Origin of the sequence: Streptomyces sp. TRM68416 (assembly GCF_014596915.1) — a bacterium.
Taxonomy (GTDB): Bacteria; Actinomycetota; Actinomycetes; order Streptomycetales; family Streptomycetaceae; genus Streptomyces.
This window is the reverse complement of record NZ_JACVWU010000014.1, coordinates 47,830-73,943: the sequence shown is the minus strand read 5'-3', so window position 1 is coordinate 73,943 and position 26,114 is coordinate 47,830. Positions and strand designations below refer to the sequence as shown.

The 26,114-nt window shown below is 72.8% G+C and carries 25 protein-coding genes; 11 read left to right on the top strand and 14 right to left on the bottom strand.

Annotated features, from left to right (window positions below):
* Window positions 1-76 precede the first annotated feature (76 nt).
* From ICC28_RS22480 to ICC28_RS22445, 8 genes are read right to left on the bottom strand one after another with little or no spacing between them, the layout of a single operon-like run.
* Window positions 77-1,498, bottom strand: coding sequence for an NADH-quinone oxidoreductase subunit N (locus tag ICC28_RS22480; protein WP_188290472.1), 1,422 nt, complete (start codon window positions 1,496-1,498; stop codon window positions 77-79).
* On the bottom strand, window positions 1,495-3,000 hold the full coding sequence (locus ICC28_RS22475; protein WP_188290471.1) for a NuoM family protein: 1,506 nt from the start codon (window positions 2,998-3,000) through the stop codon (window positions 1,495-1,497). Before ICC28_RS22475 ends, ICC28_RS22480 begins: the two co-directional genes overlap by 4 nt.
* 5 nt (window positions 3,001-3,005) lie before the next feature.
* A complete protein-coding gene (locus tag ICC28_RS22470; protein WP_188290470.1) occupies window positions 3,006-4,955 on the bottom strand; it encodes a proton-conducting transporter membrane subunit in 1,950 nt (649 codons plus the stop codon).
* Window positions 4,952-5,257, bottom strand: coding sequence for an NADH-quinone oxidoreductase subunit NuoK (locus ICC28_RS22465; RefSeq protein WP_188290469.1), 306 nt, complete (start codon window positions 5,255-5,257; stop codon window positions 4,952-4,954). The genes ICC28_RS22470 and ICC28_RS22465 overlap by 4 nt, the downstream gene beginning before the upstream one ends.
* A complete protein-coding gene (locus tag ICC28_RS22460) occupies window positions 5,254-5,823 on the bottom strand; it encodes an NADH-quinone oxidoreductase subunit J (RefSeq protein ID WP_188290468.1) in 570 nt (189 codons plus the stop codon). Before ICC28_RS22460 ends, ICC28_RS22465 begins: the two co-directional genes overlap by 4 nt.
* Before the next feature lie 14 nt (window positions 5,824-5,837).
* On the bottom strand, window positions 5,838-6,767 hold the full coding sequence (locus ICC28_RS22455; RefSeq protein ID WP_411158616.1) for an NADH-quinone oxidoreductase subunit H: 930 nt from the start codon (window positions 6,765-6,767) through the stop codon (window positions 5,838-5,840).
* Window positions 6,760-8,178, bottom strand: a complete 1,419-nt coding sequence (locus ICC28_RS22450) for a hypothetical protein (RefSeq protein WP_188290467.1) — start codon at window positions 8,176-8,178, stop codon at window positions 6,760-6,762. Before ICC28_RS22450 ends, ICC28_RS22455 begins: the two co-directional genes overlap by 8 nt.
* Window positions 8,169-8,519, bottom strand: a complete 351-nt coding sequence (locus ICC28_RS22445; RefSeq protein ID WP_188290466.1) for an NADH-quinone oxidoreductase subunit A — start codon at window positions 8,517-8,519, stop codon at window positions 8,169-8,171. The genes ICC28_RS22450 and ICC28_RS22445 overlap by 10 nt, the downstream gene beginning before the upstream one ends.
* A 393-nt stretch (window positions 8,520-8,912) precedes the next feature.
* Between ICC28_RS22445 and ICC28_RS22440 the strand changes: the two genes are divergently transcribed.
* Window positions 8,913-9,434 carry a retropepsin-like aspartic protease gene (locus tag ICC28_RS22440; RefSeq protein WP_188290465.1) on the top strand — a complete coding sequence of 174 codons (522 nt, stop codon included), beginning with the start codon at window positions 8,913-8,915 and terminating at the stop codon, window positions 9,432-9,434.
* Here ICC28_RS22440 and ICC28_RS22435 read toward each other — a convergent pair.
* Both ICC28_RS22435 and ICC28_RS22430 read right to left on the bottom strand, forming a co-directional pair.
* Entirely contained in the window at window positions 9,398-9,745 is a 348-nt protein-coding gene (locus ICC28_RS22435) for a hypothetical protein (protein ID WP_188290464.1), read from the bottom strand. The two genes, ICC28_RS22440 and ICC28_RS22435, sit on opposite strands and share 37 nt — an antisense overlap.
* Before the next feature lie 99 nt (window positions 9,746-9,844).
* Window positions 9,845-12,901, bottom strand: coding sequence for an FAD-binding and (Fe-S)-binding domain-containing protein (locus tag ICC28_RS22430; protein ID WP_188290463.1), 3,057 nt, complete (start codon window positions 12,899-12,901; stop codon window positions 9,845-9,847).
* A gap of 252 nt (window positions 12,902-13,153) precedes the next feature.
* On the opposite strand from ICC28_RS22430, the gene ICC28_RS22425 reads away from it, so the two are divergent.
* The 6 genes from ICC28_RS22425 (at window position 13,154) to ICC28_RS22400 (ending at window position 17,877) form a co-directional block, all read left to right on the top strand.
* A complete protein-coding gene (locus tag ICC28_RS22425) occupies window positions 13,154-14,119 on the top strand; it encodes a TerC family protein (RefSeq protein WP_188290462.1) in 966 nt (321 codons plus the stop codon).
* A 103-nt stretch (window positions 14,120-14,222) separates the two neighbouring features.
* Window positions 14,223-15,107 carry a universal stress protein gene (locus tag ICC28_RS22420; RefSeq protein ID WP_188290461.1) on the top strand — a complete coding sequence of 295 codons (885 nt, stop codon included), beginning with the start codon at window positions 14,223-14,225 and terminating at the stop codon, window positions 15,105-15,107.
* A gap of 330 nt (window positions 15,108-15,437) precedes the next feature.
* Entirely contained in the window at window positions 15,438-15,584 is a 147-nt protein-coding gene (locus tag ICC28_RS22415) for a hypothetical protein (protein WP_188290460.1), read from the top strand.
* A complete protein-coding gene (locus ICC28_RS22410) occupies window positions 15,581-16,153 on the top strand; it encodes a PRC-barrel domain-containing protein (protein WP_188290459.1) in 573 nt (190 codons plus the stop codon). The genes ICC28_RS22415 and ICC28_RS22410 overlap by 4 nt, the downstream gene beginning before the upstream one ends.
* 1 nt (window position 16,154) lies before the next feature.
* Entirely contained in the window at window positions 16,155-16,604 is a 450-nt protein-coding gene (locus tag ICC28_RS22405) for a PRC-barrel domain-containing protein (RefSeq protein WP_188290458.1), read from the top strand.
* Window positions 16,605-16,794: 190 nt separating this feature from the next.
* Complete coding sequence (locus ICC28_RS22400) at window positions 16,795-17,877, top strand: glucose 1-dehydrogenase (protein WP_188290457.1); 1,083 nt, start codon at window positions 16,795-16,797, stop codon at window positions 17,875-17,877.
* Window positions 17,878-18,273: 396 nt separating this feature from the next.
* Here the strand turns inward: ICC28_RS22400 and ICC28_RS22395 are convergent, their stop codons facing one another.
* The 3 genes from ICC28_RS22395 to ICC28_RS22385 all read right to left on the bottom strand — a co-directional run bounded on the left by ICC28_RS22395 (window position 18,274) and on the right by ICC28_RS22385 (window position 20,898).
* Entirely contained in the window at window positions 18,274-19,464 is a 1,191-nt protein-coding gene (locus tag ICC28_RS22395; protein WP_188290456.1) for a site-2 protease family protein, read from the bottom strand.
* A gap of 123 nt (window positions 19,465-19,587) precedes the next feature.
* On the bottom strand, window positions 19,588-19,929 hold the full coding sequence (locus tag ICC28_RS22390) for a hypothetical protein (RefSeq protein WP_188290455.1): 342 nt from the start codon (window positions 19,927-19,929) through the stop codon (window positions 19,588-19,590).
* 516 nt (window positions 19,930-20,445) lie between these two features.
* Window positions 20,446-20,898 (bottom strand): PPC domain-containing DNA-binding protein, encoded by a 453-nt coding sequence (locus tag ICC28_RS22385; protein WP_188290454.1) that lies wholly within the window; start codon window positions 20,896-20,898, stop codon window positions 20,446-20,448.
* 174 nt (window positions 20,899-21,072) lie between these two features.
* On the opposite strand from ICC28_RS22385, the gene ICC28_RS22380 reads away from it, so the two are divergent.
* The 4 genes from ICC28_RS22380 to ICC28_RS41555 all read left to right on the top strand — a co-directional run bounded on the left by ICC28_RS22380 (window position 21,073) and on the right by ICC28_RS41555 (window position 25,316).
* Window positions 21,073-23,286, top strand: a complete 2,214-nt coding sequence (locus ICC28_RS22380) for a hypothetical protein (protein WP_188290453.1) — start codon at window positions 21,073-21,075, stop codon at window positions 23,284-23,286.
* A 539-nt stretch (window positions 23,287-23,825) separates the two neighbouring features.
* The gene (locus ICC28_RS22370; RefSeq protein WP_188290451.1) at window positions 23,826-24,254 is read left to right on the top strand and encodes a PRC-barrel domain-containing protein; all 429 of its coding nucleotides are present in this window, start codon (window positions 23,826-23,828) and stop codon (window positions 24,252-24,254) included.
* Window positions 24,251-24,910, top strand: coding sequence for a DUF4232 domain-containing protein (locus tag ICC28_RS22365; protein ID WP_188290450.1), 660 nt, complete (start codon window positions 24,251-24,253; stop codon window positions 24,908-24,910). Before ICC28_RS22370 ends, ICC28_RS22365 begins: the two co-directional genes overlap by 4 nt.
* 199 nt (window positions 24,911-25,109) lie before the next feature.
* Window positions 25,110-25,316: a DUF2180 family protein gene (locus ICC28_RS41555; protein WP_188290449.1), complete on the top strand. Its 207-nt coding sequence runs from the start codon at window positions 25,110-25,112 to the stop codon at window positions 25,314-25,316.
* 46 nt (window positions 25,317-25,362) lie between these two features.
* Here the strand turns inward: ICC28_RS41555 and ICC28_RS22355 are convergent, their stop codons facing one another.
* Complete coding sequence (locus ICC28_RS22355) at window positions 25,363-25,515, bottom strand: hypothetical protein (RefSeq protein ID WP_188290448.1); 153 nt, start codon at window positions 25,513-25,515, stop codon at window positions 25,363-25,365.
* Window positions 25,516-26,114 lie beyond the last annotated feature (599 nt).

Here is a 26,114-nt window from a genome sequence, read left to right as displayed (position 1 = left end):
CGCGGCGGGCGACGAATGATCCGTCAGGGGGCGGCGGGCAGCGGTCGGCGCCGTGGGGGACGTCGCTCGGCGCGGGTCACGGCAGCAGCGCTCCGGTGGCGGGCGTGAGGACGGTCTGTCCGGCGATGCCGAGCACCAGGGAGAGGGCCGCCGCGGCGGAGGCAGCGGCGGCGGCCCAGCGTCCCAGAGCTGTGTGCGCGGTGGCGGGCGCGGAATCGGTGGTGGCGAACACGGGGACGAGCCAGCGCAGGTAGTAGAAGAGCGAGGCGACCGTGTTGGCGACGGCGAGGGCCGCGAGCCAGGTGTAGCCGCCGTCGATGGTCGCGCTGAAGATCTCCAGCTTTCCGAGGAAGACCCCCGTGGGCGGGGTGCCGACCAGGCCGAAGAGGCTGACGACGAGGACGGCGGCGAGGACGGGGCGGCGGCGGGCGAGACCCCGGTAGTCGTCGAGGGTGCGGGCGCGGGGCAGTTCGGTGACGACGGCGAACGCCGCGAGGTTGGTGGCGGCGTAGGCGGCCAGGTAGAACAGCAGGCTCCTCTGGGCCAGTTCGGTGCGGCCCGCGACGGCGAGGGCCATGAGGAGGTAGCCGACCTGGCTGATGGTGGAGTAGGCGAGCAGGCGTTTGACGGAGGTCTGGAAGAAGGCCGCGAGGTTGCCCAGGGTCATGGTGGCGGCGGCGAGGATCGCCAGCAGCAGTGGCCAGTTGACGTCACTCGTGGACAGGGCCTGCTGGAGCAGGCGGAATCCGGCGATCAGTGCGCCGATCTTCGGGAGTGTGGTGACGTAGGCGGCGACGGGCGCGGGGGCGCCGTCGGTGACGTCGGGCACCCAGAAGTGGGCGGGCACCGCACCGGCCTTGAAGAGCAGCCCGGCGAGCACGCCGAGGAGCCCGACGGCGACCAGCCCGTAGGAGGCGGTGGGCAGGGAGGAGTTGAGCTCCCGGTAGAGGGTGGCGTGGCCGGCTCCGTAGAGGACGGCCGTGCCGGCCAGCATGGTCGTGCCGAACAGGGCGCCCATCAGGTAGTACTTCAGGGCGGCCTCGGTGCCCCGGGCGTCCTTGGCGAAGCCGGCGAGCGCGTACGCCGGGACGCTCGCCAGCAGGTAGGCGGCGAAGAGCATCAGCAGGTCGTTCGCGCCGGTCAGGGCGAGAGCGCCCGCGCCGGCCAGGAGCAGGAGGACCCAGTACTCCGTCTCGCGTTTGTGCCCGCGCACGGTCTCCACGGACATGGCGATGATCAGCAGCAGGGCGGTGAGGACGACCAGGCGGCCCATGACGGTCGCGGTGTCGACGGCGAAGGCGTGGGAGAAGACGGTCTGTTCGCGGTCGGTGGCCATGGTGACGGCGGTGGCCACGAGGCCGGCCACGCAGGCGGCGGCTGCCAGAACGGCCACGGCCCACTGGCGACGGCGCGGCAGCCAGGAGCCGGTGAGCAGGCCGACGACGGCGGCGCCGAGCAGGGCGAGTTCGGGGATGAGCGCGGTGAGGTTCTCGTTCACCGCGCCACCAGCCCGGTCAGCGTGCGGCTGGCCGGTTCGATCACGTCCAGGAGCCAGCGGGGGACGACGCCGATCACCAGGGCGAGCGCGAGCAGGCCGACGGTGGGCAGGGCCTCGTGGCGGCGCAGGTCCGCGACACCCCCGGTGGGGATGGTCCCGGGCAGGCGCGGGGCGCCGAGGAACATCCGCCGCAGGGCGGTCAGGAACAGGGCGGCGGTGATGAGGATGCCGGTCAGAGCGATGGCGGTGGCGGTCGTCTGCGAGGCCAGGGAGCCGGTGAAGATCTGGAACTCGGCGATGAAGCCCGAGAAGCCCGGGATGCCGAGACTGGCGAACGCGGCGACGGCGGTGACCGCGGCGAACCGCGGGGTGTGGGCGGCCAGCCCGGAGTAGGCGCCCATCGCGTTCGTCCCGCCCCGGTCGTACAGCACTCCGGTGAGCAGGAACAGAGCTCCGGTGAGGAGGCCGTGGCTGACCATCTGGGTGACCGCGCCGGTGACGGCGAGGGAGCGGGCCTGGTCGTCGGTGCCGGCCAGGGTTCCGGCGGCGCCGACCGCGAGGACGACGTAGCCCATGTGGTTCACCGACGTGTAGGCGATCATGCGTTTGAAGTCGGTCTGCGCCAGCGCGACCAGGGCGCCGTACACCACCGACACAACGCCCACGATCACGATCACCAGGGCGTGGTCGCGCCAGCTGCCGGGCAGCAGCGGCATGGCGATGCGGACGAACCCGTAGGTGCCCATCTTCAGCAGGACCCCGGCGAGGATCGCCGAGCCGGCGGCCGGGGCGTCGGTGTGGGCGGGGGGCAGCCAGGTGTGGAAGGGCACGGTCGGCGTCTTGACCGCCAGGCCGAGGCCGATGGCCAGGAGCACCAGACCGGCGTACGGGCCGCTGCCCGCCAGGGGGTTGCTGCTGGTCAGTTCGGTGAGGTCGAAGGTGTGCGGGTCGGCGGCCAGGTACAGGCCGATGAAGCCGAGCAGCAGGGACAGAGAGCCGAGGAACGTGTAGAGGAAGAACTTCAGCGCCGCCGCCCGGGCGCGTTCGCCGTGCCCCCATCCGGCGATGACGAAGAACATGCCGACGATCGACAGGTCGAAGAAGACGAAGAACAGGATCAGGTCGAGGGCGACGAACAGGCCGATGCAGACGGTCTGCAGGAACAGGAACAGGCAGACGTAGGCGCGCACCCGCCGGGTCTCGCGCAGCGAGTACACGGCGACGGCCAGGAACAGCAGACAGGTCAGCGCCACCAGCGGCAGCGACAGACCGTCGACGCCGACGTGGTAGCCGACCCCGGCGCTGGGGATCCAGCGTGCCCGCTGTTCGTACTGCATCCCCCCGCCGGTGTCGAAGCCCGCCCACGCCACGACGACCAAGGCCAGTTCGACGGCGGCGGTGGTGATCCAGATCCGCACGTACACCCGGTCGGACAGGGCGCGCGGCCAGAGCAGCAGCGCCACGCACACCAGCAGCGGCAGGAAGGTCATGGCAGTCAGCACAGGGGTTACCTCACCAACAGGATGATCAGGACCAGTACGGCGAAGGCGACGGCGGCCTGGGCGTAGTACTGGTGGAGCAGGCCGGTCTGCGGGCGGCGCGCCCAACTGCCCAGGTTCCGGGCGCCGGCGGCGACCACGCGGACAGCCGAGTCGATGCCGTCCTCGTCCAGCCGGCCGGCGAGGCGGCCGGCGGCGAGGCCCCCGTCGGCAACCCCGCGCACGGCCCCGTCGACGACGGTGTCGTCCAGGCGGTGGGCCAGCCGGGCCAGCGCCCAGCCGCCGCGCGCCGTCTGCCGCACCGCCCCGTCGACGACGCGGTCGTCGAAGGCGGCCAGCGCCCGCGCCAGGCCGAACACGGGGCGCACCACGACGGCCCGCACGACTCGCTCCAGGTACAGCCAGCCCTCCGCCGCGCGCACGGCGACACCCGGTACGGGCGCCGGACGCGACGCCCACCACCAGGCCAGGCCCGCGGCGGCGAGCGCGACCGTGGCGGACAGCGCCAACTCCCACAGCCGGGGGGACGGCTCTCCCGCGGCGCCGACCAGGTGCTTCAGCCAGGAGGCGGGGCCGGGCAGGGCCAGTACGCCCAGGCCGGCGGCGGCGAGGACGAGGGCGAGCAGCGGCGGCGGCACGGTGGCGGCGATGTGCCGGGTGCCGCGCCGCTCGGTGTCGTAGTCCGCCTCCGGGTCCTCGGGGAGCGGCCGGGTGACGTACCAGAGGGCCTTGACGCTGTAGACGGCCGCCACGGCCGCCGCAGCCAGCCCCACGGCGTACAGCACGGTTCCCTCGGCGCGGGCGGCGGCCAGGACCTCGTCCTTGGCCGCCCACAGCGACAGCGGGGGCAGTCCGGCCAGGGTGAGAGCGCCGACGGCGAAGGCGGCGCCGACCAGCCGCGTGGAGCGGGCCGCGCCGCGCAGGGCGGACAACCGCTTGGTGCCCAGCGCCGTCAGCCAGGCGCCCGCGGCCAGGAACAGGCCCGACTTGGTGGCGGCGTGGGCGACGAGCTGGGTGGTGCCGGAGGCGACTCCGCCGCTGCCGGCGGCCAGCACCATGAAGCCGACCTGTGCGCAGGTGGAGGCCGCGAGCAGTTGCTTCAGGTCGGTCTGGGCGACGGCGACCACGCCCAGGGCCAGGGCGGTGAGGACGCCGACCCAGGAGACCAGCGGACCGGCCCAGTCGGTGGCGGCCAGCAGCGGGTGGAGACGCAGCAGCAGGTAGGCGCCGGCGGCGACCATGGTCGCGGAGTGGAGCAGCGCGGAGACGGAGCTGGGGCCCTGCATGGCCCGCGACAGCCAGAAGGAGAACGGCAGTTGGGCGGACTTGCCCAGGGCGGCCGCGACGACGCCTGCGGTGATCACGTGCAGCCACGGCGAATCCGCGTGTGCCAGGGCGTCCAGGCTCAGGGAGTCGAGGCCTGCGGCCAGGGCGGCGCCGGCGGCCAGGTAGAGGCCGAGGTCGGCGGCGCGGGTGGTGAGGAACGCGACGTCGGCGGCGTGCGCCCGTTCGGGCTGCTGCCACCGGTAGCCGATCAGGGCCCAACTGGTGGCGCCCATCACCTCCCAGGCCATCAGCAGCAGCGGCAGCGTGGTCGCCGTGACGGTGACCAGCATCGCTCCGGCGAAGACCAGCATCAGGCCGAGGAAGCGCCCCCGGTTCTCCCCGGCGGTGAACTCGCCCGTGGCGAAGACGAGGACGGCTGTCGTGACGGCGGCGACCGTGACCACCATGACCGCGGACAGACCGTCCACCGCCAGTCCGGCCCGCATCCCGGCGAACAGCGGCGCGCTCGCCGTCGGCCGGGTCACCGCGGCGGTGACGGCCACGCCCAGTGTCGCCGCCGCCACCGCCACGCCGAGGAGGGTGACCGTGCGCGGGCCGCGCTGACCCGTCAGGGCCAGCAGGGTCCCCCCGCCCAGGGGCAGGGCGGCCAGCAGCCAGACCAGGCCGTTCATCCCTTCAACTCCTCGGCCATGTCGGTCATGTCGACCTGGCGGGCGCGGTAGATGGCGGTGGTGACGGCGAAGCCCATGGCCATCTCCACCGCCATCGCCACCACCGCGGCCACGATGACGACCTGTCCGCCGCCCACGGACGGGGCGAGGAAGTGCCAGAAGTCGGCGGCGGCGACGACGATCCCGCCGATCATCAGCTCGATGCCCATCATGATCATGACGATGGACTGCTGGGAGAGGGCGCCGAACAGGCCGGTGCAGAACAGCCCGGCGGCGAGGACCAGGAGGAGTTCGAAGGTCACCGGCCCACTCCCCCACCGCTGGGGTCCTTGGCGGGCCGCTGGTCGAGGTCGTCGCCGAAACGGTCGTAGCGGCCGCGCCGGGTGGCGAGCACGGTGGCGCCGACCATGGTGGCCAGCAGCACGAATCCGAGGGTGACCATGGTCAGCATCTGCTCCTCCATCAGGGCCATGCCGACCTGGAAGGTCGTGTCCGCCGGGCGCGTCCCGGTGCGGTCCGGCCAGGGCACCAGGAAGATCCCGGTGACCAGGGCGGCGAAGACGACGCCGCTGATGGCCGCCGCGCCCCGCTTGTTGTGGAGCATCGACATCGGCATCAGACCGGCCGGGTTCATCATGTAGGCGATCATGAACACGGCCATGACGACCATTTCCATGACCATCATCAGCACGATGACCACACCCAGGTACGGCAGCCCGAGCACGGTCACCACCCCTCCCACGCACACCAGCGACGCGAGCAGCGCGAAGGTGACCCGGGCCATCGAGTTCAGCGTGAACACCAGCACGCCGAAGACCAGGGCCGTCGGCCCCAGCGCCAGCAGCAGCGCGGTCCCCGTCGTCCCCATGACGCCTTCCCTTCCTAGCGGTTGAGCTGGACCAGCGCCGGCACCAGCGCCTGGAGCACGGACAGCGGCAGCAGCACCACCCAGGCCAGCTCCACGTAGCGGTCGGCACGGACCATCGGCAGCCTCCGCACCGCCCCCACCAACAGCCCGAGCACCAGCAGCGTCTTGACCAGAGACCAGGCCCAGCCCGGCAGCCCCGGTCCCGCGCCGCCGCCCAGGAACAGCGGCACCGCCATCGCCGCCCCGGCCGCCAGCCACAGCCACCGCCCGGCCTGCAGCAGGAGGCGGTCCACCCCGGTGGTCTCGCCCAGCACACCGTCGGCGACGTCCCGGCCGGCCGGGTAGGCGAAGGGCCCCAGGAAGGCGAAGGCGAGCACACCGGCCAGGTAGACGACGAAGGCGAACGGCATCCAGACCGCGTACCACAGGCCGTCCTGGGCGGCCGCGATGTCACTGGTCCGCAAGGACTCGGCGCCGGTGGCCACCGAGATCAGCGCGAACATCAACGGCAGCTCGTAGGCCAGGCCCTGGGCGATGAAGCGGTAGCCGCCGACCAGGGAGAACGCCGCGTTGGGGCCCCAGCCGGCCAGCCACAGCCCGGCCCAGGTCAGCACCTCCATGGCGTTGAACCACACCACCCCGACCGACAGGTCGGCGACCACGTGGCCCCCGAACGGGATGACCAGCGTCGACAGCACGGCGGCCACCGGCACGGTGACCACGCCCGCCCGCCACAGCAGCCGGTCGGCCGCGGGCAGCCGCCGAGGCTGCTCCGTCAGCGCCCGCGGCACCCCGAGCAAGGGCCGCATCGCCCCGGACACGGTGACCGGGCGGCCGGCGTTCCGTGCGTCCAGCGCCGCGCCGGCGGTCACCGCCAGGACGGCGAGACCGAGCAGCATCGCCGGCGCGGCCAGCAGCGTCCACCACTGTCCCGCCTCAACCACGGGCCACCTCCGCGGGGTGCGCGGCGGCCAACTCGTCGGGATCCGGGTCGAGGCTGGCGACGATGAGCCGGACCGCGCTCAGCTCGGCTCCCACCAGCAGGCGGGGCAGCAGTTCGGTCAGGGCGAGCGAGGGCGGCCGGTCGGTGTCCCACCGGCCGCGCGGAGCTTGGTGTGCGGCCGGGTCGAGGAGGGCGGGTTCGTCCAACTGCCTTACGTCGTGGATGACTTCGGCGAGCCACTGGCGGTAGCGGGCCGGCACGTCACCGTCCGCCCGAGCGGCCGGGCCGCTCACACCCGCGGCACGGGCTTCGGCCGCGCTCAACGAGCCGATGCCGCGCGTCAGCCAGTACAGGGTCCGTGACCGTCCGACCCGCCGGGCGAAGCGCTCCAGCCGGGGCAGTACCGCCGAACCGGGCGCCTCCGCCAGAAGGTCGTCGCGCAGTCGCCGTGCCGTCACCGCCTCGGCGGGCCAGCCCGCCACCGACAGCAGCCGGCCCAGGCTGTCCAGATGCCCCGCGGCCCGCCGCCGGGCGGCTTCGCCCACGCCCACCGGCTCACCGGCCCGGGCCCGGATCCACGGCTGGGACCAGAAGACGTCCTTCGGCCCGTCGGCAGGCAGTTCGCCCAGGTCCGCCTGCTGAACGACGTCACCCTGCAACACCACCCGAATGGTCAGCCCCGCGGGCCAGTCGAGCAGGAACGGCCCCAGTGGAACGTGCAGACGGTCCAGCGTCAGTCCGTCCCGGTCCTCTCCCCGCTCGGCCATCGGCAACCCGCCGGGCATCTCCATGTCCTCGTCGCCATGGTCACCGTGGCCGCCGCCGCGGGCGTGCCGACCGTCGTCGCCCTGCTCCGGCTCCTCGGAGGCGTGGCGGCGACCGGCGCGGTCGTCGTGCCCTGGGTGACCCCCCGGACTCCTCCCGTGCGCCGCGCCATGGCCACCGCGCCCCGAGCCGTCGTCACGGTGTCCTCCGCTTCCCCCGGGTGCGCTGTCGTCCGCTCCCGCCCGCTGCCCCTTCTCCGTGTGCAGGCCGCCGGACGGTCCGGACTGCGGGGGGCCGTCCTCACCGGCGGCCCAGCGCTGGCCGGCGCGTCGGCGGCCGGGCGCCCCCAGGCGGGCGCGGCCTGCGTCGAGCGCTGAGGACACCTCTCCGGCTGTCACCGCCTGCACGCGAACCCGCGGCTGCGGCAGGTCGTGCCACAGCCGCCCCAGTGCCGCTCGCAGAAGCCGACAGTCGGGGCCCGCTACGAACATCAGATCGGCTCCGGCGGGCGTGGCGGCCAGTGGCCAGTCCCGGGACCGCAGCTCCTTCTCGGCGGCCAGCCGCACCGCTGTTCCGCCCGGTGCGGTCACCAGCAGGACACGCGGCCGGGCCGCGCTCGCCCGCAGCAGGAGGGATGTCACGTCCAACGCAGTGCTCCCTCCCGCCAGGCATAGAGCACGCCGGTGAGCAGGACGGCGAGGAAGACGAACATCTCGATCACCGCGCCGGGTCCCATCACGGAGATCACGAGCGTCCACGGGTACATGAACACCATCTCCATGTCGAAGGCGAGGAAGAGCATCGTCACCGTGTACCAGCGCGCGTGGTAGCGGCTCACCGCGTGCTCGACGGGCTCCAGGCCCGAGCCGTACGGCTGCGCGGCCGACGGGTCCTGCGCGATCCGCAGGGACCGGGCCGCCCCGTACAGGCCCACGACGGCCAGAACCGCCACGGCCGCCAGGGAAAGCGCCGCCGTGAAACCGCTCACCGCACCTCACCACTCACCAGTCCGCCGCTCCCTCCGCGTCGGCCCGCCGCGTACCCGCGGCGAGCGGGTCGAACCCCCGGTACCCGGTCCGTGGGGACGCCCCGCGGAACTGCCCCGGCACAGCCGGCGCCCACCGTCCGCCCGGGTTCCTCGCCCGGCGTGTGTCCGAGGATCACGTCCACGGGGTGCGCGGGTGGGCCGCCACGCTGGACGGCAGGTGATCCGGCACCGCAAGGAGTAAGTCCGGCGGCGTGGAACGGGACACCGCGGGCGAAGGCCCTCAAGGGCGGACCCCCTTTGTCATCGTTCTCGCGAGGCTGTTTGGCCCGGGACGGCGGGGGGACTCCGGGAAGGGATTCCAGTGGGCCGGCCCGAGGCCGAGGAGGCGCCGGTATGTCCCTGCTCAGGCGTTGCACCGCGGGCTGGGCGGCCCTGTGCGTGACCGCCGCGCTCGCAACGGGGTACACGGACGGCTCCGCCGGGTCCGAGGCGTCGCCCGAGGGCGAGGAGGGCACGCGGCGGGTGTCCCTCACGGTCGTCGAGAGCGGTGGGCAGACGCTGGTCCTCGTGCCGGTGACCGTCAAGGGCGAGGGGCCCTACACGTTCGTACTGGACACCGGCGCCTCCGCGAGCGTCGTCGACGACGACCTCGCCCGGGAGCTGGACCTGGCCAGGACCGGTGAGAGGCGGCCCGTCAGCGGTGTCGTCGGGACGGGCCGCGTGCCCGTGGTGGAGGTGCCCGACTGGCGGATGGGGCGGGTGTCCCTCGCCGCGGCGGACCTCGCGGTGATCGACCTGCCGCAAGCGCCGGGTGCGCGGTCCCTGCACGGTCTGCTGGGCTCGGACGTCCTGAGCGACTTCGGGCGGATCACGGTGGACTACGACAAGGAGACGCTGTCCGTGCCGTCCCGTTGATCGATCACGTGCAGGGCGAAGGAGGCGTGCGCGCCTTCCTCCGCGATGGCCTTCACCTCCACGGCGCCCGGCAGGTCACCCGCCACCAGCGGAACGTCCGTCGTTCCCGTCCCGTCCGATGCCGTGGTGACCCGGACCGGGGAGCCGCCGCGGAAGTCGGTCCCGGTCCCCTCGGGATCGTCCACGAAGAAGCTCACCATGCGGCCGCCGGCCGGCCCGTCGCCGGCGAGCGCCATGACGCTGAGCGGGGCGAACTCCGTACGTGGCCCCACGTGTTGCTCGTGGCCCGTGACCCGTGTCAACTCAACCATCGTCAACCACCATTCGTTTCCACTGCCGCGACCGACTGTCCGGGCATGCTGTCGGGTCCCGCGAAACCCGCGCCCGAAACCCCCACGCCGAACGCCCGGTCACCTGCCAGGTCCCTTGCGCCGGCGGACGGTTCGTGACACGAGTGCGGCCAGCGCCAGGGCGGCCGCGCCCGCGGCGGCCGGCGGCACCAGGGCCCACGCCCCTGGCGGCGCGGGCCGTTCGGGCGTGGTGTCCTGGCCCTCGTGCAGCGCCGCCGCGAGCACTTCCGCCAGGTGCAGCGGGGTACGTCCCGTACCGGCCTGCTCGACCTGCGTACGGCAGCTGAAACCGTCCGCCAGGACCAGGGTCGACTCGTCCGCCTCCCGTACGGCGGGCAGCAGTCCGGCCTCGGCGCAGGCCATGGACACCTCGTAATGGCCCTTCTCGAAACCGAAGTTGCCCGCGAGGCCGCAGCAGCCCTCGTCCAGTACGTCGGCGTGCACCCCGGCCCGTTCCAGGACCTTCCGGTCCGCGTCGAAGCCCATGACGGCGTACTGGTGGCAGTGGCGCTGGACCACCGCCCGCGCGCCGACGGTCGGCGGCTGCCAGTCGCCAGCGCGTTCGACGAGCAGTTCGGCGAGGGTGCGCGTCTGGTCCCGCAGGCGGTCCATGTCCGGGTCCTCGGGCAGCAGTTCGGCCGCGTCGGCGCGGAAGACGGCGGTGCAGCTCGGTTCGAGGCCCACCACCGGTGTGCCACGCCGCAGGTCTTCGCGCAGGACGTCGAGTGTGTGGCCCAGGACCCGTTTGGCGATGCCGAGTTGGCCGGTGGAGATCCAGGTGAGCGCGCAGCACACCGCCGCGTCGGGCACCTTGACCCGGAAGCCCGCCGCCTCCAGGACCTCGACGGCGGCCCTGCCGACCGCGGGGTGGAAGTGGTCGGTGAAGGTGTCGGGCCACAGCACGACCTCGCCGCGGTGTCCGTCGCCGCAGGGCCCGCCCCGCTCGCGCCACCAGTGGGTGAAGCGCTGCTCGGCGAAGAGCGGCACGTCCCGCTCGGGCGCGACGCCACCGAGCGTCTTGGCCGTCCGGGCCGCCCACGGCATCGAGGCCAGCGCGTTGACCGTGCGGGGTGCGAGCGCGGCCACACGGGCCGCCGCGGGGAGCCAGCCCATTGAGTAGTGCGCCAACGGCCGGAGCCGGCCCTTGTAGTGGTGGTGCAGGAACTCGGCCTTGTAGGTGGCCATGTCGACGTTGACCGGGCAGTCCGTCTTGCAGCCCTTGCAGGCCAGGCAGAGGTCCAGGGCGTCGCGCACCTCGGGGGAACGCCAGCCCGCGTCGACGGGCGAGTCGTTGCGGACCATCTCGAACAGCAGCCGGGCCCGGCCCCTGGTGGAGTGCTCCTCCTCGCGGGTGACCCGATAGCTGGGGCACATCACCCCGCCCTCCAGGGAGCGGCATTTCCCGACGCCGACACACCGGGCGGCGGCCCGGCTGAACTGTCCGTCGTCGTGCGGGTAGGAGAAGGCGGTCTCCGGCTCCCAGGGCCGGTAGTCCGCGCCGAGCCGCAGTTTCTCGTCGACGCGGTACGGCAGGACGATCTTTCCCGGGTTCATCCGGTTGCCCGGATCGAACAGCCCCTTCAGCCGTTCGAACGCCTCGATCAGTTCCGGCCCGAACATCCTCACCAGCAGTTCGCCGCGCGACTGGCCGTCCCCGTGCTCGCCCGAGAGCGATCCGCCGTAGGACGCCACAAGGTCGGCGGCCTTCTCCACGAAGGCCCGCATACGGGCGACGCCCTCTGCGGACTCCAGGTCGAAGGGGATGCGGGTGTGGACGCAGCCGTGGCCGAAGTGCCCGTACACCGAGGGGTGTCCGTAGTCGAACTCCTCGTACAGGCGCTTGAGGTCGCGCAGATAGTCGCCGAGGCGGTCCACGGGCACCGCGGAGTCCTCCCAGCCCTCCCAGGTGTCGGGCTGCCCGGGAACGTGCGCGGTCGCCCCCAGGCCGGACTCACGCACCCGCCACAGGCCGCGCACCTCCTCGGGGTCGTCGTACCAGGTGTGGTCGACGTCGTCCGGCTTCGCCGCGATCAGGGCCCTCGCCCGGCCCTCGACCTCCGCGCGTGTGTCGCCCGCGAACTGCACGAACAGATACGCCCGCCCGCCGGGCAGGATCCGCAGCGCCTCCGGGTTCAGGTCCTTCTTCTGCTGGAAGTGGATCAGCTGGTGGTCCACTCCTTCCAGCGCCACGGGCTCGTGCTCCAGGACCTCGGGCACATGGTCGGCGGCCTCGCAGATGTCCCGGTAGCCGAGGACGACCAGGGCGCTGTGCGTGTGCACGGGCACCAGCTCCAGCTCCGCCCGCAGGACGGTGACCAGCGTGGACTCCGAACCGGTCAGCAGCCCGGCGACGTCGAAGCCCTGCTCGGGCAGGAGCGAGTCGAGGTTGTAACCGGAGACCCGGCGCGGGATGTCCGGGAAGCGCTCCCGGACCAGTCCGGCGTACCGGTCCCGCAGCGCCGCCGCCCCGCGGTACAGCTCCGCCTCCCGCCCCTCGCCCGACATCAGCCGCTCCAGCTCGGCGTCGTCGGTCCGCCCGACCCACAGACGGGTTCCGTCGTAGGTGAGCACCTCGAGGCGGTGCAGGTTGTCGACGACCTTCCCGTACGCCTGGGCCGTCGACCCGCACGAGTTGTTGCCGATCATGCCGCCGAGCGTGCAGTTCGGGTGGGTGGCCGGCCGCGGCCCGTACTGCAGGCCGTACGCGGCCAGTTGCCGGTTCAGGTCGTCCAGGACGATGCCCGGTTCGACCACGCAGCGCCGGTTGCCGGCGTCCACCGAGAGCAGACGGTTGCAGTACTTGCTCCAGTCCAGCACCACGGCGGTGTTGCAGCACTCCCCCGCCAGGCTCGTGCCGCCGCCCCGGGAGAGCAGGGGCGCGTCGTACCGACGGCACACCGCCACCGCCTCCTCGGCGGCCTCGACCGTACGGGGGATCACCACGCCGATGGGCACCTGCCGGTAGTTGGAGCCGTCCGTCGAGTACGCGGCGCGCGTCCCCGTGTCGAAGCGGACCTCGCCGTCGACCCGGTCCCGCAGCTCCCGTTCAAGGCCGGCGACGGCGACCTCCTCGGACGGCCGGCGGACGACGGGCAGCGGGAGGTCCACCTGGCTCATGCGAAAGCCCTCCTCTGTGGGTGCGGGGCGTCGTGCAGGTGCGGGGCGTTGCGTGCCCTGATGTCCCGGCCCGTGTATCCGCGGCCGTACCGCGGCAAACCGAGCATCCGCGCATACACGTGACAGCCCCGGGAGCCCGGCGGTCTCGTGCACCGGTCGGTGTCCACCGGCGTTTGCCCGGTGGCTGGGCGGGCACCCCGGCCGAATGGGCATGCGGGACGGGAGCCGCGGAACCGCAGGAGGGTGGGATTCGTGCACGATGTACCGGTGTGGCTGTGGATCGTCTTCGTGGTCACCGTGGCGACGGCCTTGGCCATCGATCTTCTGGTCAATCGGCGGGCGCACACCATCGAGATGCGGGAGGCCGCGGCCTGGAGCGGGGTCTGGGTGGGGCTGGCCCTCGCCTTCGGCGCTGTCGTCTTCCTCACGGTGGGCACGACCGCCGGCGTGGAGTACACGACCGCGTGGCTGCTGGAGAAGAGCCTGTCCGCGGACAACCTCTTCGTCTTCGCCCTGATCTTCGGCTACTTCCAGGTGCCCCGCGAGTACCAGCATCGCGTGCTGTTCCTCGGCGTCCTCGGGGCCCTCGTCTTCCGCGGCGTCTTCCTCGCCGCCGGTGTGGCGGTGGTCAGCCGCTTCACCGCCGTCCTGTTCGTCTTCGGCGCCTTTCTCTTCTACAGCGCCTACAAGATCCTCACCCAGGAGGACAGCAGTGTCGACCCCGGCAAGAGCCTCGCCGTGCGGCTCCTGCGCAAGCTCGTCCCCGTGCGGGACGAGTACGCGGGTGCCCGGTTCTTCGTCCGCGAGGGCGGCCGGCTCGTCGCCACTCCGCTGCTCGCCGTCGTCGCCGCGGTGGAGAGCGCCGACATCGTGTTCGCCGTGGACAGCGTTCCCGCGGTGCTGGGCGTGAGCAGCGACATCTTCATCGTCTACACCAGCAACGCCTTCGCGATCCTCGGCCTGCGCGCCCTGTACTTCCTGCTCGCCGGTCTGATGGACCGGTTCCACTACCTCAGCGCGGGCCTGGCGCTGATCCTCGGCCTCATCGGGGTCAAACTCGTCATGCAGGCGTCCCACGAAGTCATCAGCACGGCGGTCCCCGAGATCCACCCGCTGATCAGCCTCGCGGTGATCGCCGTCATCCTGGGTGCCTCCGTCGTGCTCAGCCTGCTGCGTACGGCCCCGTCCGAGGACACCGCCGACCGGCCTTCCCGGTGACCTGCAGGGGCCGACGCCGGGGTCCCGGGGCACGCTTCGTGCGCCCGGTCGGGGGTACCCGGCGCTGACCACTGTTCCTACGGCAGGTCACCCGGGAGGCGAGATGGCTGATGCGGGACCCGTCATCGTCGGTGTCGACGACGCCGACGACCAGGACACCCTCGTACGGTTCGCGGCCCAGCAGGCCGCTCTGCGTGACGTGCCCCTGCACATCGCCCATGCCGTCTCGCTGCCCTCGCCGTTCGGGAACGCGGCGAAGAAGGACGCCGAGGCGAGGGTCGCCGTGCGGCGGGGCGAGACGGTGGTCGACCGGTTCGAGGCGGTCGCCCGGTCGGCCTTCCCGCACCTGACCGTCGCGGGCGAACTGCCCTTCGGTGATCCCGCCGGGACGCTGGTGCAGCGGTCGGCGGAGACGTCCCTCGTGGTGCTGGGGCATCGCGGGGCAGGCGGCTTCTCACGCCTGTCACTGGGTTCGGTGAGCCTTCAGGTGGCCACCCACGCCCACTGTCCGGTCCTCGTGATGCGTCCCGGCCGACCGGTCGATGCGCGGGGCGGGCCCGTCGTCGTCGGCGTGGACCTCGTGCACTACTCGGCTACGGCCACGAAGTTCGCGTTCGAGGAGGCCGCCCGCCGGTCGGCCGGCCTCCAGGTCGTGCACGCCCTGCACCGGCCCGCGCTGCTGCCGCTCCCCCGCACCGGCATGGCCCTGGAACCCGAGGTGCGCCGGACCGAGGAAAGCGCTCGGCAGTTCCTCCGGGAAAGGATCGCCGAGCTGGGCGCCCAGTACCCGGACGTATCGGCTGAGCTGCATGTGGACTGGACGCATCCGCCGACCTGCCTGACGGAGCTGTCCGAGCGGGCCGACCTGATGGTGGTCGGCTCGTCCGGCCGGACGGGTCTGCGCAGGCTGCTCCTCGGCTCGGTGAGCGGCGAGGTCCTGCACACGGCGCGCTGTCCCGTCGCCGTGGTCCCGGCGGCGGACGAGTGAGGAACCCCGGGCGGGATGCCCGTCCGGGGGACGGACAGGCAGGTGCGTCGGTCGGCCGTCGGGGCCTCGCCGCGCGCTGCCCGTTGGCGCGTGCGGCGAGCCGACGCCGTACGCCATTCGCAGGCCCGAACAGGCATGCCGCCGAGGGAGCAGGGAACTCCGGGAGGAGAACGGGTGGCCGGGTGCAGACGGTCCGGCCACGGGAACCGATCGTGGCGCCTCCGGGGGTCACGGCGCCCGCCGGCGTGAGGGGAACGGCAGTACGGCTCGCTTCGGCCCCTGACGTCACACCGTCCGAGCAGCAAACCCGTCGAGCGAAGGGGCACACCGATGGAATGGTGGACCTGGCTCATCATCGCTCTCGCGATCCTCCTGGCCGCGGCCGCTGTGCTCGTGTCGCTTCAGGCGCGGCGCCGCTCCGGCAGTGTCATCGCCGAGGGCCGCCGCCCGCGGCAGGAAGGAGGCGGGAAGCCGTGACGGTCTACATGCGCGCCGGCGCGCTCGCGAAGAAGCCGGTGGTCACCTTGTCCGGGGAAGACCTGGGGCAGGTGAAGGACCTCGTCTTCGACCCTGCGACGGGAAGCATCCGATGCTTCACTCTCGCGGGCCGAGGACTGCTGGCCGGACCTCTCCATCGGGCCCTGCTGTGGGAGAAGGTCCACGCGCTGGGGACGGACGCGGTCATGGTGCGCAGCGAGAGCACGCTGGAGGAGAACGACACGGCCGCCCGGTCGGCCGCGAAGGAACCGGGCGGTGGCAAGGTGCTCGGCCTGTCCGTCATGACCCGTGGAGGCACCCGGCTGGGCACCGTCACCGACGCCGTCGTCGCGATGGGCAAGGCCCCGGTGGTGGCGGGCTACGAGATCGAGACCGCCGAGCACCGCCGCATCCTGGTGCCGGTGACCGGCCCGGTCACCGTCTCCGGCGAGCGAGTGCTCGTTCCGGACGCCACCGCGCAGTGCAGCGCGGGTGACCTGGGAGGGTTCGGTGCCGCCGTGGAGAGTCTGCGCGACCGTCTCCGCGCCGACCGGCAGGAGGGTGAGTGAGATGCTGTTCACCCAGGCCCGGGGCAGGGCCGTCATGGACCTCGCGACGGCCGAGACGGTCGGGACGGTGAGCGCGTGCACCGTCGCGCCGTCACCGGCGCGTATCGCCGGACTGCGCCTGAACACCAAGGGCCGCGGACACCACGCCCTGGACTGGAACGACGTCCGGTCGTTCGGCCCGGACGCCGTCGTCGTGGAGGAGGCCGACCGCATCCGCGACGAGAAGGCCATCGGCCCCGACGACGCGGCGCACCCCGCCCACGACCCCATCGGGAAGGCCGTACTGACCGACACGGGTCTCGACAAGGGCACGGTGACCGACGTCGAGTTCGACGAGCTGTCAGGGCGCATCAGTCACCTCGTGACCGACGAGGAGCAGATCCCCGGCGACCAACTGATCGGAGTGGGCGGCTACGCGGTCGTCGTCACCGCCCCACAGCCGTTGTCCTAGCCGGTGACGACGGCGACCGCCGCCTCGGGGCACGGGGCGTCTTCCGGCCCTGCCGGCCGTCCTGCCGCACGGCTCCGGTGTGTACCACGCCAGGGTCGACCCGGTCCCCGTGGACGCCGACGGGCGAGGTCCGCGAACCCGGCGGTCGCCGGACGTGTCCTCCGGGACGCACGGGGTACCCAGCGCGGTCATGGAGGCATTGACGATCGCACCCGGACAGCGGGACTCGCTGCGCCTGGAAACCCTGCCCGATCCCGAACCGGATCCTGGTGAGCTGTTGGTGGCGGGCGTCGCGGTGGGCCTGTGCGGCACGGACCGGGAGATCGCCGAGGGGCGGCACGGCAGCGCGCCGGAGGGCCGCGACCGATTCGTGATCGGCCACGAGTCCCTCGGCCAGGTGCTCCGGTGTCCGGCCGACACCGGCTTCCGCCCGGGCGACCTGGTGGTCGGCGTGGTCCGCCGCCCCGACCCGGTGCCTTGCGGCGCGTGCGCCCACGGCCGGTTCGACATGTGCCGCAACGGCCGCTACACCGAACGAGGCATCAAGGAACTCGACGGTTTCGCGGCCACGCGGTGGACTGTGGAGGCCGACTTCGCCGTACGACTGGACCCCGCGCTGGCCGGCGTCGGTGTCCTGCTCGAACCCACCAGCGTGGCGGCCAAGGCATGGGAGCAGGTCGAACACGTGCAGGCACGGTCCTGGGCAGATCCCCGCGCGGTGCTGGTCACCGGCGCGGGACCCGTCGGGCTGCTGGCGGCGTTGCTCGGGGCCCAGCGCGGCCTGGAGGTCCACGTCCTGGACAGAGTCACGGAAGGCATCAAGCCCGCCCTCGTCCGCCGGCTCGGCGGGCACTACCACAGCGACGGAATCGACGAGGTCATGCGCAAGGTGCGGCCGGATGTGGTGATCGAGGCGACGGGGGCCGCCGCGGTCGCGCTCGGTGCCATGGCGGAGATCGGACCGTACGGCGTGCTGTGTCTGACCGGGCTCTCCCCCGTCGGACGCACCCTGGAGGTCGACGCCGGCCATCTGAACCGCACCATGGTCATGGACAACGCCGTGGTGGTCGGCTCGGTCAACGCCAACCGTGCCCACTATGTGCGCGCCGCCGCCGCGCTGGCCGCGGCGGACCACGTGTGGCTGGAGCAGCTCATCACCCGCCGCGTCCCGCTGACCGACTTCTCCTCGGGGTTCGCTTCGCGGCCGGGCGACGTCAAGACGGTTCTCGAAATCGGCCACACCGACGAAGTCCCGCGCTTCCCCTTGCGTTGAGGCGTCCGCGCGGCCACCGCCCCTCCACTCGCGGCAGACAGGCGCCCCGCGGTGCCGGATCGCCGCGGAGTGGTCACGGCAGGGGCGGCGGGGTGGGCCGATGGGCGGGCGCATCGAGCAGGCCCCCGCCCGGCCGTCACTGTCCGGACCTGTCGTCGGCCGACGACAGAGCCGTGGCGGCCGCCTCACCGTTGATCCGGACGGGCCGTGGGAGTACGCCGAGCGGCCACCGCTCAATCACTCGTTGGAGTTCCGGGCGTGAGGCATGTGCAGCATGTGCAGGCGCATCGTACGGCGTGCCGTACGGGGATGTCCTCGGTCGCGGGGCGGACGCCTTGGGCGTGGCGACCGCAGGGGCGGTGTGGCGGGTGCCCCTCGCCGCGTGGGAGGCGGTGGTCACCGCTGGTCGTCCGTGCGTCGCCCGGCGGTTTCGTGCCAGGACGCGGTCGAACCGCGCCAGACCGCAGTGGACGTGAGCCATGTGGTGAGGCGGCTGATGTCGGACGAGGTGACGATGCCGGCCAGAGCGCCGTCGTCGGACAGCACCAGGGCCCGGCGCAGGGGACTGCCTTCGAGGCGGGGCAGCAGCCCGGCCAACGGATCCGACGGGCCGGCCGTGGGCAGCTCCGTGATGGGCACCATCACGGAGCCCAGCTCCGTCGTGTCACGGTCGCCCGGCGGCACCTGCCCGGCCCGGTGCACGGTGATCAGGCCAACCGGCCGACCGTCGTCGCCGAGGACGGGGAAGGCCGAATGCCGGTAGCGCAGTGCGGGGTCTCCGAGGAAGCCGGCGATGCTCGCTCCCGCGGGTACCGCATGCGGATCCGGGGTCATCACGTCACGTACCGGCACTCCGGAGAGCAGCTCTCGCATCCTGGCCTGACCGCCCTCGACGGTCGCCGTGGCGATGAGGAACCAGCCGATGACGGCCAGCCAGATCCCGCTGAAGGAGGCCCCCAGGAACAGCAGGTACAGGCCGGCGCCGATGAGAAGCCAGCCCAGGACGCGGCCGGCTGCCGTCGCGGTCAAGGTCGCGCGGAGCGCGTCGCCGGTCCGGTGCCACACCACCGCGCGCAGCAGCCGTCCGCCGTCCAGGGGAGCGGCGGGCAGAGCGTTGAAGAGGGCCAGCAGAATGTTGATCCCGGCGAGCCAGGCCAGCGCCTCCACGCCCAGACCGGCGCCCCGAAGTCCGCCCAGCACGCCGGCGGCGGCGCCGAACAGGACCCCGAGAACCAGGCTGACCAGCGGTCCCACTCCCGCGATACGCAGTTCCGCGCCCGGTGACGGGGCCTCGCTGCGCAGCCGGGCGACACCGCCCAGCAGCCAGAGCGTGATGCCTTCCACCGTCACTCCGTTACGCCGTGCCACGACGGCGTGGCTGATCTCGTGCGCCAGAAGGGACGCGAGGAAGACCGCGGCGGTGGCCAGTCCGACGGCCCAGTAGGTCCAGACGCTGTGGCCGCTGTGGGCGCTGGGCAGGCGGCCCTCCGCCAGCCCGGCGGTGAGGATCAGGAGGACGGCCAGGACACTCCAGTGCGCTCCGACGCGGATGCCCACGATGCGCCCCAGGGAGAACGTCGCGTTCATGGGCTCACCTCCCTTGCGGCTACGGGGTACCCCTCTCGGGCCGGTCAATCTCCCTGTCGCCCGGGGCCGTGGCCCCTTGGTACACCGCCCTGCGATCGGTCAGGGGCTGCTCTGCCGGCCCGTTCACCGGATCCATGGCGCGGAAGCGGACGAGGACACGTCGGCGGCGCGGTCGTTCAGGGATCCCGAATCGCCGGCCGTGGAAGGCGGCCTGTTGAGGAGCAAGGTGAGAACCAGGGCCACCGCCAGTACCGCGAGGAACGCCACGGTCGTCTTCCAGCGCCAGTCGTGCCCGCCGCCCTCGCCGTCGGCCGCCGGGCCGTCGTCGGCAGGGTCGCTGTCCTGGGTCGTGTCCGGGAACTGCTCGTTGAGGGTGTCCATCAGCAGGACCAGACGAGGGTCGTCCCGCAGCAGACAGCGCTCCATCTCCGCGAGGACGCGCGCGTCGTCGTCGAAAGAGCTCATGGTGACCTCCTGTCCGGTCATGCGGGCCGGCGAAGGCCGCGCCGTCCCCTGCGGCGTCCGGGGCCCGCAGCATGCCGACGAGGCGGAGCACCTCCACCGGCAGAGGGCAGACGAGGGTGGAGTTCCGCCCACTGGAGATCTCCGCCATGGTCGAGAGGATCCGCAGGTGCATGGCGGCGGGGCGGCCTTCCAGCCGTTCCGCTGCGTCCGCCAGGGTCTGGGCGGCCTCGACGAGGGTGATCTCGACTCCTCACGGTTGGCACTCCCCATCCTCGAAGGGAAGGGGGGTGCAGGAGTGACCGTCCCTTCCCGCGTGCCCGTCGGCTTCCGTCCGTTCGCGCGGAGCAGTTGGTGGAGGCGGACTCAGCCGTGCGACCGGGTCGGCCTGGAGTGGACGTACGGCTCCTGTCGGTCGGAGACATCGCGCCGGCGGGGCAGCGGGGGTTCGTGGCGTACGGGGCGGTGGTGGTCGGCGGGTTGCCGGGCCCGCTCAGCGTCCGCGGCCGGCCGCGTTCTTCACGGGGTCGGATCCCGATGCCTGGGTTCGATCAGCGCGAGCCCGACGTCGGGGTCGTAGACCTTGGCCAACGGAGGCCCTCCGCCGCGCACGACGACCTCCAGCGTGGGCCACACCCGCCCCCGCAGCAGGTGTCCGCCCCGGGTCCGGCCGTCGGCCAGGCCCAGAACGGCGTGCAGGTGCGGTACCGGCCCGTCCTCGCCCTCGGCGATGTCACCCACCAGCGAGAGCACCTCGCACTGTTCCGTCACCGGGATGGGCCGGTAGTCCCGGGCCTCCCGGTCGAACCACCCGACCACCGCCTCCGCGAACGCCCCCACGGCGGTGATCTGCGCGCTGCGGATGCCGTGGTCGCGGGCGAACGCCGTCAGCACCTGCACGGGCTCCTCGTCCGGTTCGAGCACGACGACATGCATGGCGCCCTGCCCGTCTGCCAGCTGCTGCCACTTCATGCACCGCCGTGTACCCGCGGGCCCGGCGGGTACACAGTCATCTGTCCGGTGTGCATGCCTGTGCGACTCCACCGAGAGGACGAGCCGGACGTCGCCCACCGGGCCGCTCCTCCTGGCGGGCGCCGACACCTGACCTCGGTGCCCGAAGGAACCGGAACGCGAGAACGGGAGGGCATGGAAGCACTGCTGCGCCGCTCACGATGGGCTCGGCTGCTGGTCCGGGCCGTCGCGGTGCTGAGCCTGGCCGTCCTGGCGGCGGCCGCCGTCGTGCGCAGCACCCTGCTCGATCCGGGCTTCTACGGCCAGGTGCTGGAGGAGGAGCGGGCCTACCAGAGGGTCTACGACGAGGTCCTGGTCGGTCCGCACACTGCCCCGGTGGTCAGCGACCTGCTGGGCCGGCTGCCCGTTCCGGAGTCCGCGATCACCGCCAACGTCAAGCTCGTGATCCCGCCGGAGACTCTGCGGGCCATGGGCGACCAGCAGATCGCCGAGCTGGTCCGCTATCTGGAGGGCGATCGCGAGCATCTCCGGCTCACGGTCGACCTCGGGCCTGTCGTGGCGAACATCGCCCGGCTCGGGCAGGTCTACTTCGCCGACGCCGTGGCCTCGCTGCAGCAGCGGTCCGAGCCCGACTTCGCGGGGTTCGAGGAGAGTCTGACCACGGTGGTGGAGCAGTTGGTGGCGGGCGAGACCTCCTTCGACGGGCTGCCGTCGCTGGCGCTCTCCCCCCGTCAGGCGGTCGCCGCGACGAACGCGCTGCTGCGGCTGGTGCCGGCGGCGGAACGCGCCGGGCTGCGGCCCGAGGTCGAGGCGGCCCTGAGCGACGGGGACATCGGCTCGGCCCTGGCCGCCGTCGCCCCGGCGGCCGTCTCCGACCGTGTGCAGGCGGCCGCCGCGGAGCTGCTGCGGGGCGTCGGCGGACGCACCTGGGTGATCACCACCGAGCTCGCCCCCTCCGACGACGTACGGGCCCAGGCCCACCAGGTGCGGTCCGTGACCCGGCTGTTCGAGGAGACGGTCGAGCCGACCGCCCTGGTGCTCGCGGTCACCTCCCTGATGCTGCTGTGGTCCGCCTCCCCACCGCCCACGTCCCGCCGCCTCATGCCGCTGGGCTGGACCCTGGCGGCGGCCGCCGTACCACTGGCGCTGGCGGTGGCGGTCGCCCGGGTCGCGGTCGGCGACACGCCCTACCGCCCGCCGTCCTCCTGGCCCCCGACGGCGGCACGGCTGGTCGACGACCTCCAGGCCACCGCCGTCGACCGGCTGCTGACCACCGCCACGCTCGCCGCGGCGATCCTGCTGGCCGCCGGGGCGCTGCTGGTCACCGTCGGCTGGGCCCGGCAGACCCGGCCCGTGCTGCGGGTCTCCCTCGCCCCGCGCCAGGGCGTCGCCCTCGCGGCCGGCGTCTCGGCGGTCGCGCTCCTCGGTACGACGCTGTCCCCGGCGGCGCTGACCGGCCCCGCCCCCCGCGTCTGCCAGGGCAGCTCCCGGCTGTGCGACCTGCGCTACGACGAGTTGGCGCAGCTCGCGGCCCACAACGCGATGGCCACGACCGCGAACCGGTTCATCAGCCCCCTTCAGGACCCCGATATCGTCGGCCAGTTGAACGCCGGAGTGCGGGTGCTGCTCCTGGACACCCACTACTGGGAGCAGCCCTCGGAGATCGCGGACCGCCTCGCCACCTCCGACTTCTCCCCGCAACTGCGCCGCCAGCTCACCGGGGCCCTGAAACAGGTCAATCCGCACCGCCCGGGACTGTGGCTGTGCCACTCCGTCTGCGGTGCCGGTGCCCTCGAACTGGTGCCCACACTGCGGCAGATCGGTAGCTGGCTGCGCACCCACTCCACGGAGATCGTCACCCTGGTCATCCAGGACGGCATCAGCCCCGAGGACACCAGCGACGCCTTCGAACAGGCCGGTCTCACCGACCTGCTGTACGAGCCCGATCCGGACCCCGACCGTCCGTGGCCGACGCTGAGGGACATGATCGACGACGATCGGCGCCTGGTCGTGTTCGCGCAGCGGGCGGACGGCCCGGCGCCGTGGTACCGCAACTTCTACCGGTACGGCATGGAAACCCCGTTCGCCGTGCCCAGCCCCGACCGGATGACCTGCGCTCCCCAGCGTGGCGGCACGGACAAGCGGCTTTTCCTGCTCAACCACTTCGTCACGGCGGGCGGCGGGCGCCGCCTGTACGCCGGCACGGTCAACTCCCGCCAGGAGGTACTGGAACGGGTACACGAATGCGAGCGGCTGCGCGGCAGGCCGGTCAACTTCGTGGCGGTGGACTACGCGACGCTCGGCGACGTACGCGGCGCGGTGGACGCCCTCAACGCCGGACGCGCCGAAGCCGGTTCCTCCGTCTCCCAGGTCCGGTTCAGCACCTGAAGGGAGAAGGTGACCGTCCCGGCCTCACGGAAGGTGAGCGTCAGGCGCGTGAAGTCTCCGGCCCGCGGACGCCCCTTCAGACCCCGCAGTTCCATGTGCGGCTGCCCGGTGTAGAGCTTGCGCGGCGTGTGCGGGGGCAGCGGTATACCGGCGTCGGCCGGTGGGCCGCCCCGTTCGTCGACCACCACCGCGCGGCGGGCGGCCGGGCCGGCGGCGCGGACCAGGGCATCGGGCTTCTTCGCTGCCCTGCCGCCGTGGCTCAGTGCCGTACGGCGATGACGACCTCGGCGGTGGGCGGCGCCGGCAGGCCGGTGTGACGGGGCGCCGCCACGACTCCGCGCCCGGAACACACCTGCCGCCCGCCTTCCCTGGGACTCCCCGCACTCCTCGCGGGTGCATCCGGGGTTCCCGGCGGCGGATACCCCGCGTCCGTCGCACGCAGCGCCACCGGGCATGGCCTTCCTCGAAACGGAGACCCGTGGGCGAAGCAAGGCCGGGCCCGGCCGAAGGGTCCGTGCCGCACCGTCGAAGGAGGCCGCATGACATCCGGTGACATCCCCGTCCTGACCAGGCTCTCCGACTCCCGCCAGGCCATCACCGCCCCCGAGGACGACGTACGGGGCCGCACGGTCACCGACCGTTCGGGCAACGAACTCGGCAAGGTCGGTGACCTGCTCGTCGACGAGGCCGAGCACAAGGTCCGCTTCCTCCTGCTGGAGCACGGTGGGTTCCTCGGTATCGGCGAGAAGAAGAGCTACGTCCCGGTCGACGCCGTCGCCGAGGTCACCGAGGACCGGATCCGCATCGACCGCACCCGGCAGCAGGTCGCGGACGCTCCCGAGTACGACCCGGAGATCGTGGACCGGAGCGAGTTCTACGACCGTGTCTACCGGCACTACGGTTACGCCCCCTTCTGGGGCACCGGGTACGTGTATCCCCCGTACCCCCGGCTGCCCGGGCAGCCGTGACCACCGACGCGGACCGGCGGACCGTCCGTCCGGCCGGTCGGCGGTCGGCGCCGCCGCGTAGTGCGGGGCTCCCGCGGACGGGCGCGGTGCTCGGGGCCGTCGTGCTCGGAGCGGCCACGGCATGCGGCGGTGGCGGCTCCGAGCCGCCACCGCCGTCGACGCCCGTCTCCTCGACCGTCGAGCCCACTTCGGCCACGACGGCCGCCACCACCCCGGGTGACGGAAGTGCCTCGCCCTCCGTGTCACCGGCCCGCTGCACCCGTGACCGTCTCGATCTGTCCCTGGGCCGCGTCTCGCCGGGCGCAGGCAGTCGGTACGCCCCCCTGGTGTTCACCAACACAGGTACCCGGCCCTGCTCACTGCACGGTTATCCCGGTGTCACTCTCCTCGACTCCGCCGGCGACCGGATCGGCCAACCGGCCGAACGCCAGGGCCCCGCCGCCCCGCCCGTGATTCTGCACCCCGGCGACAGCGCCCATGCGGCCCTGCACACCGTCGCCCCGGGACTCACCGACAAACCCTGCTGGAGGCCGGCCGCGCGGATCCAGGCCTACCCACCGGGGTCGACCTGGGCGCTGCGGACCTCGGCTGACTCGTTCCGGGTGTGCGGGGGCGTCTTCGAGGTCCGCGCGGTCGAACCGGGCACCCACCCCTGACGGACGCCCTGAAGGGGGTGAAGCCCGGCTCGGCGGGGCTGGACGACGACACTGTCGGTCTCAGGGAGTCGAGCAGCCGGGCGGATCCGTGCCCCGTACCGTGCCGCACCCATGTTTGCGGAGCCGTTGCGGGGGCATTCGAGGTCGACGGCGACGAGACTGGCCGCCCTCATCGCCGGCCCCAGGTGGGAGGTCCTACATGAACTGCTACGAATGCGTCCGGCTGGGGAGCGTCTCAGAGGCAGTGGCCGTCTGCTGTCTGTGCGGTGCCTCCGTCTGCACCGACCATGTGCGCGCGGAGACGGTCCAACTCCGTTCGGCCGCGCACCCCGGCAAGGTCATACACGATCGCGCGGCCCGTCGGCTGACCTGTCCGGTGTGCCGTGCGGCGGAGGAGTCGTCCTGAGCACGCGGCAGCGGGACGCGCGGGCCGACAGGCTCCCGTCGCGCTACTACGGCCAGGTGTCGGCTCCCCCGCCCCGCCACTCGATCAGGGGAGTCGTGCCCGCCTCCTCGTGCCCCAGCACGATGCCGAGGCGGCGCACCACCGCCAGCACGTCCGCCACGCTGCGCGCCACGCCCACGGCCTGATCCCTGACCGACACTTGGCGAACACCAGGGTCGAATGGCTGGTGCACCACTACCGGTGCCGTCCTTCCCCGCCGGCCTCCCGGAGGCCGCGGACAGTCCCAGGGGCCCAGCCCCGGCCCCGTGGCTCTGGCCCTCCTCGCCATGGACGCGTCCTCCATGTGCCGGCGCTCTCCCCTGTGCTCCGCCCCGTCAGTGTCCGTCACCCTGCAATTTTTGCACAATGCAAAGGAAGCTCGTCCGGCTGCCGACCGAGGCCGCCCGCGGCTTCGTGGTCGTTGTACGCCCGTCGTGGTCGTTGTACGCCCGTCGCAGAGCACCAGCCGACGGCCGGGCCCCGCCGCCCTCGCCGTCAGCACGTCCCATTCGGCCGGCCCCCACCATGTTCCGCACAAGGCGGGCGGCTGCGGGAAGTCGACCGTCCCGTCCCGGCGTACCGCCATCGGCGCCGGATGACCGCGACTGAGCAGCCGAGCACGACGCACAGCACCCTGGCCGCAGAGCCGAGCCAGGCGGTACGGCGCCCCCCGACCAGTCCGGCGAACGCCCGCCCCCACAGGCCGCATACGCCCCTGCCTCACCTTCAGGCTATGCGCAGGTGGCAGGCGCGGGGAGG

Bases quoted from the DNA above. Each gene is read 5' to 3' on its own strand.
- ICC28_RS22395 (WP_188290456.1), bottom strand. From the start codon at position 19,464: ATGAACGCGACGTTCTCCCTGGGGCGCATCGTGGGCATCCGCGTCGGA.
- ICC28_RS22405 (WP_188290458.1), top strand. From the start codon at position 16,155: ATGCTGTTCACCCAGGCCCGGGGCAGGGCCGTCATGGACCTCGCGACG.
- ICC28_RS22415 (WP_188290460.1), top strand. From the start codon at position 15,438: ATGGAATGGTGGACCTGGCTCATCATCGCTCTCGCGATCCTCCTGGCC.
- ICC28_RS22370 (WP_188290451.1), top strand. From the start codon at position 23,826: ATGACATCCGGTGACATCCCCGTCCTGACCAGGCTCTCCGACTCCCGC.
- ICC28_RS22460 (WP_188290468.1), bottom strand. From the start codon at position 5,823: ATGGGGACGACGGGGACCGCGCTGCTGCTGGCGCTGGGGCCGACGGCC.
- ICC28_RS22440 (WP_188290465.1), top strand. From the start codon at position 8,913: ATGTCCCTGCTCAGGCGTTGCACCGCGGGCTGGGCGGCCCTGTGCGTG.
- ICC28_RS22390 (WP_188290455.1), bottom strand. From the start codon at position 19,929: ATGAGCTCTTTCGACGACGACGCGCGCGTCCTCGCGGAGATGGAGCGC.
- ICC28_RS22430 (WP_188290463.1), bottom strand. From the start codon at position 12,901: ATGAGCCAGGTGGACCTCCCGCTGCCCGTCGTCCGCCGGCCGTCCGAG.
- ICC28_RS22420 (WP_188290461.1), top strand. From the start codon at position 14,223: ATGGCTGATGCGGGACCCGTCATCGTCGGTGTCGACGACGCCGACGAC.
- ICC28_RS22380 (WP_188290453.1), top strand. From the start codon at position 21,073: ATGGAAGCACTGCTGCGCCGCTCACGATGGGCTCGGCTGCTGGTCCGG.
- ICC28_RS22435 (WP_188290464.1), bottom strand. From the start codon at position 9,745: ATGGTTGAGTTGACACGGGTCACGGGCCACGAGCAACACGTGGGGCCA.
- ICC28_RS22470 (WP_188290470.1), bottom strand. From the start codon at position 4,955: ATGAACGGCCTGGTCTGGCTGCTGGCCGCCCTGCCCCTGGGCGGGGGG.
- ICC28_RS41555 (WP_188290449.1), top strand. From the start codon at position 25,110: ATGAACTGCTACGAATGCGTCCGGCTGGGGAGCGTCTCAGAGGCAGTG.
- ICC28_RS22385 (WP_188290454.1), bottom strand. From the start codon at position 20,898: ATGAAGTGGCAGCAGCTGGCAGACGGGCAGGGCGCCATGCATGTCGTC.
- ICC28_RS22400 (WP_188290457.1), top strand. From the start codon at position 16,795: ATGGAGGCATTGACGATCGCACCCGGACAGCGGGACTCGCTGCGCCTG.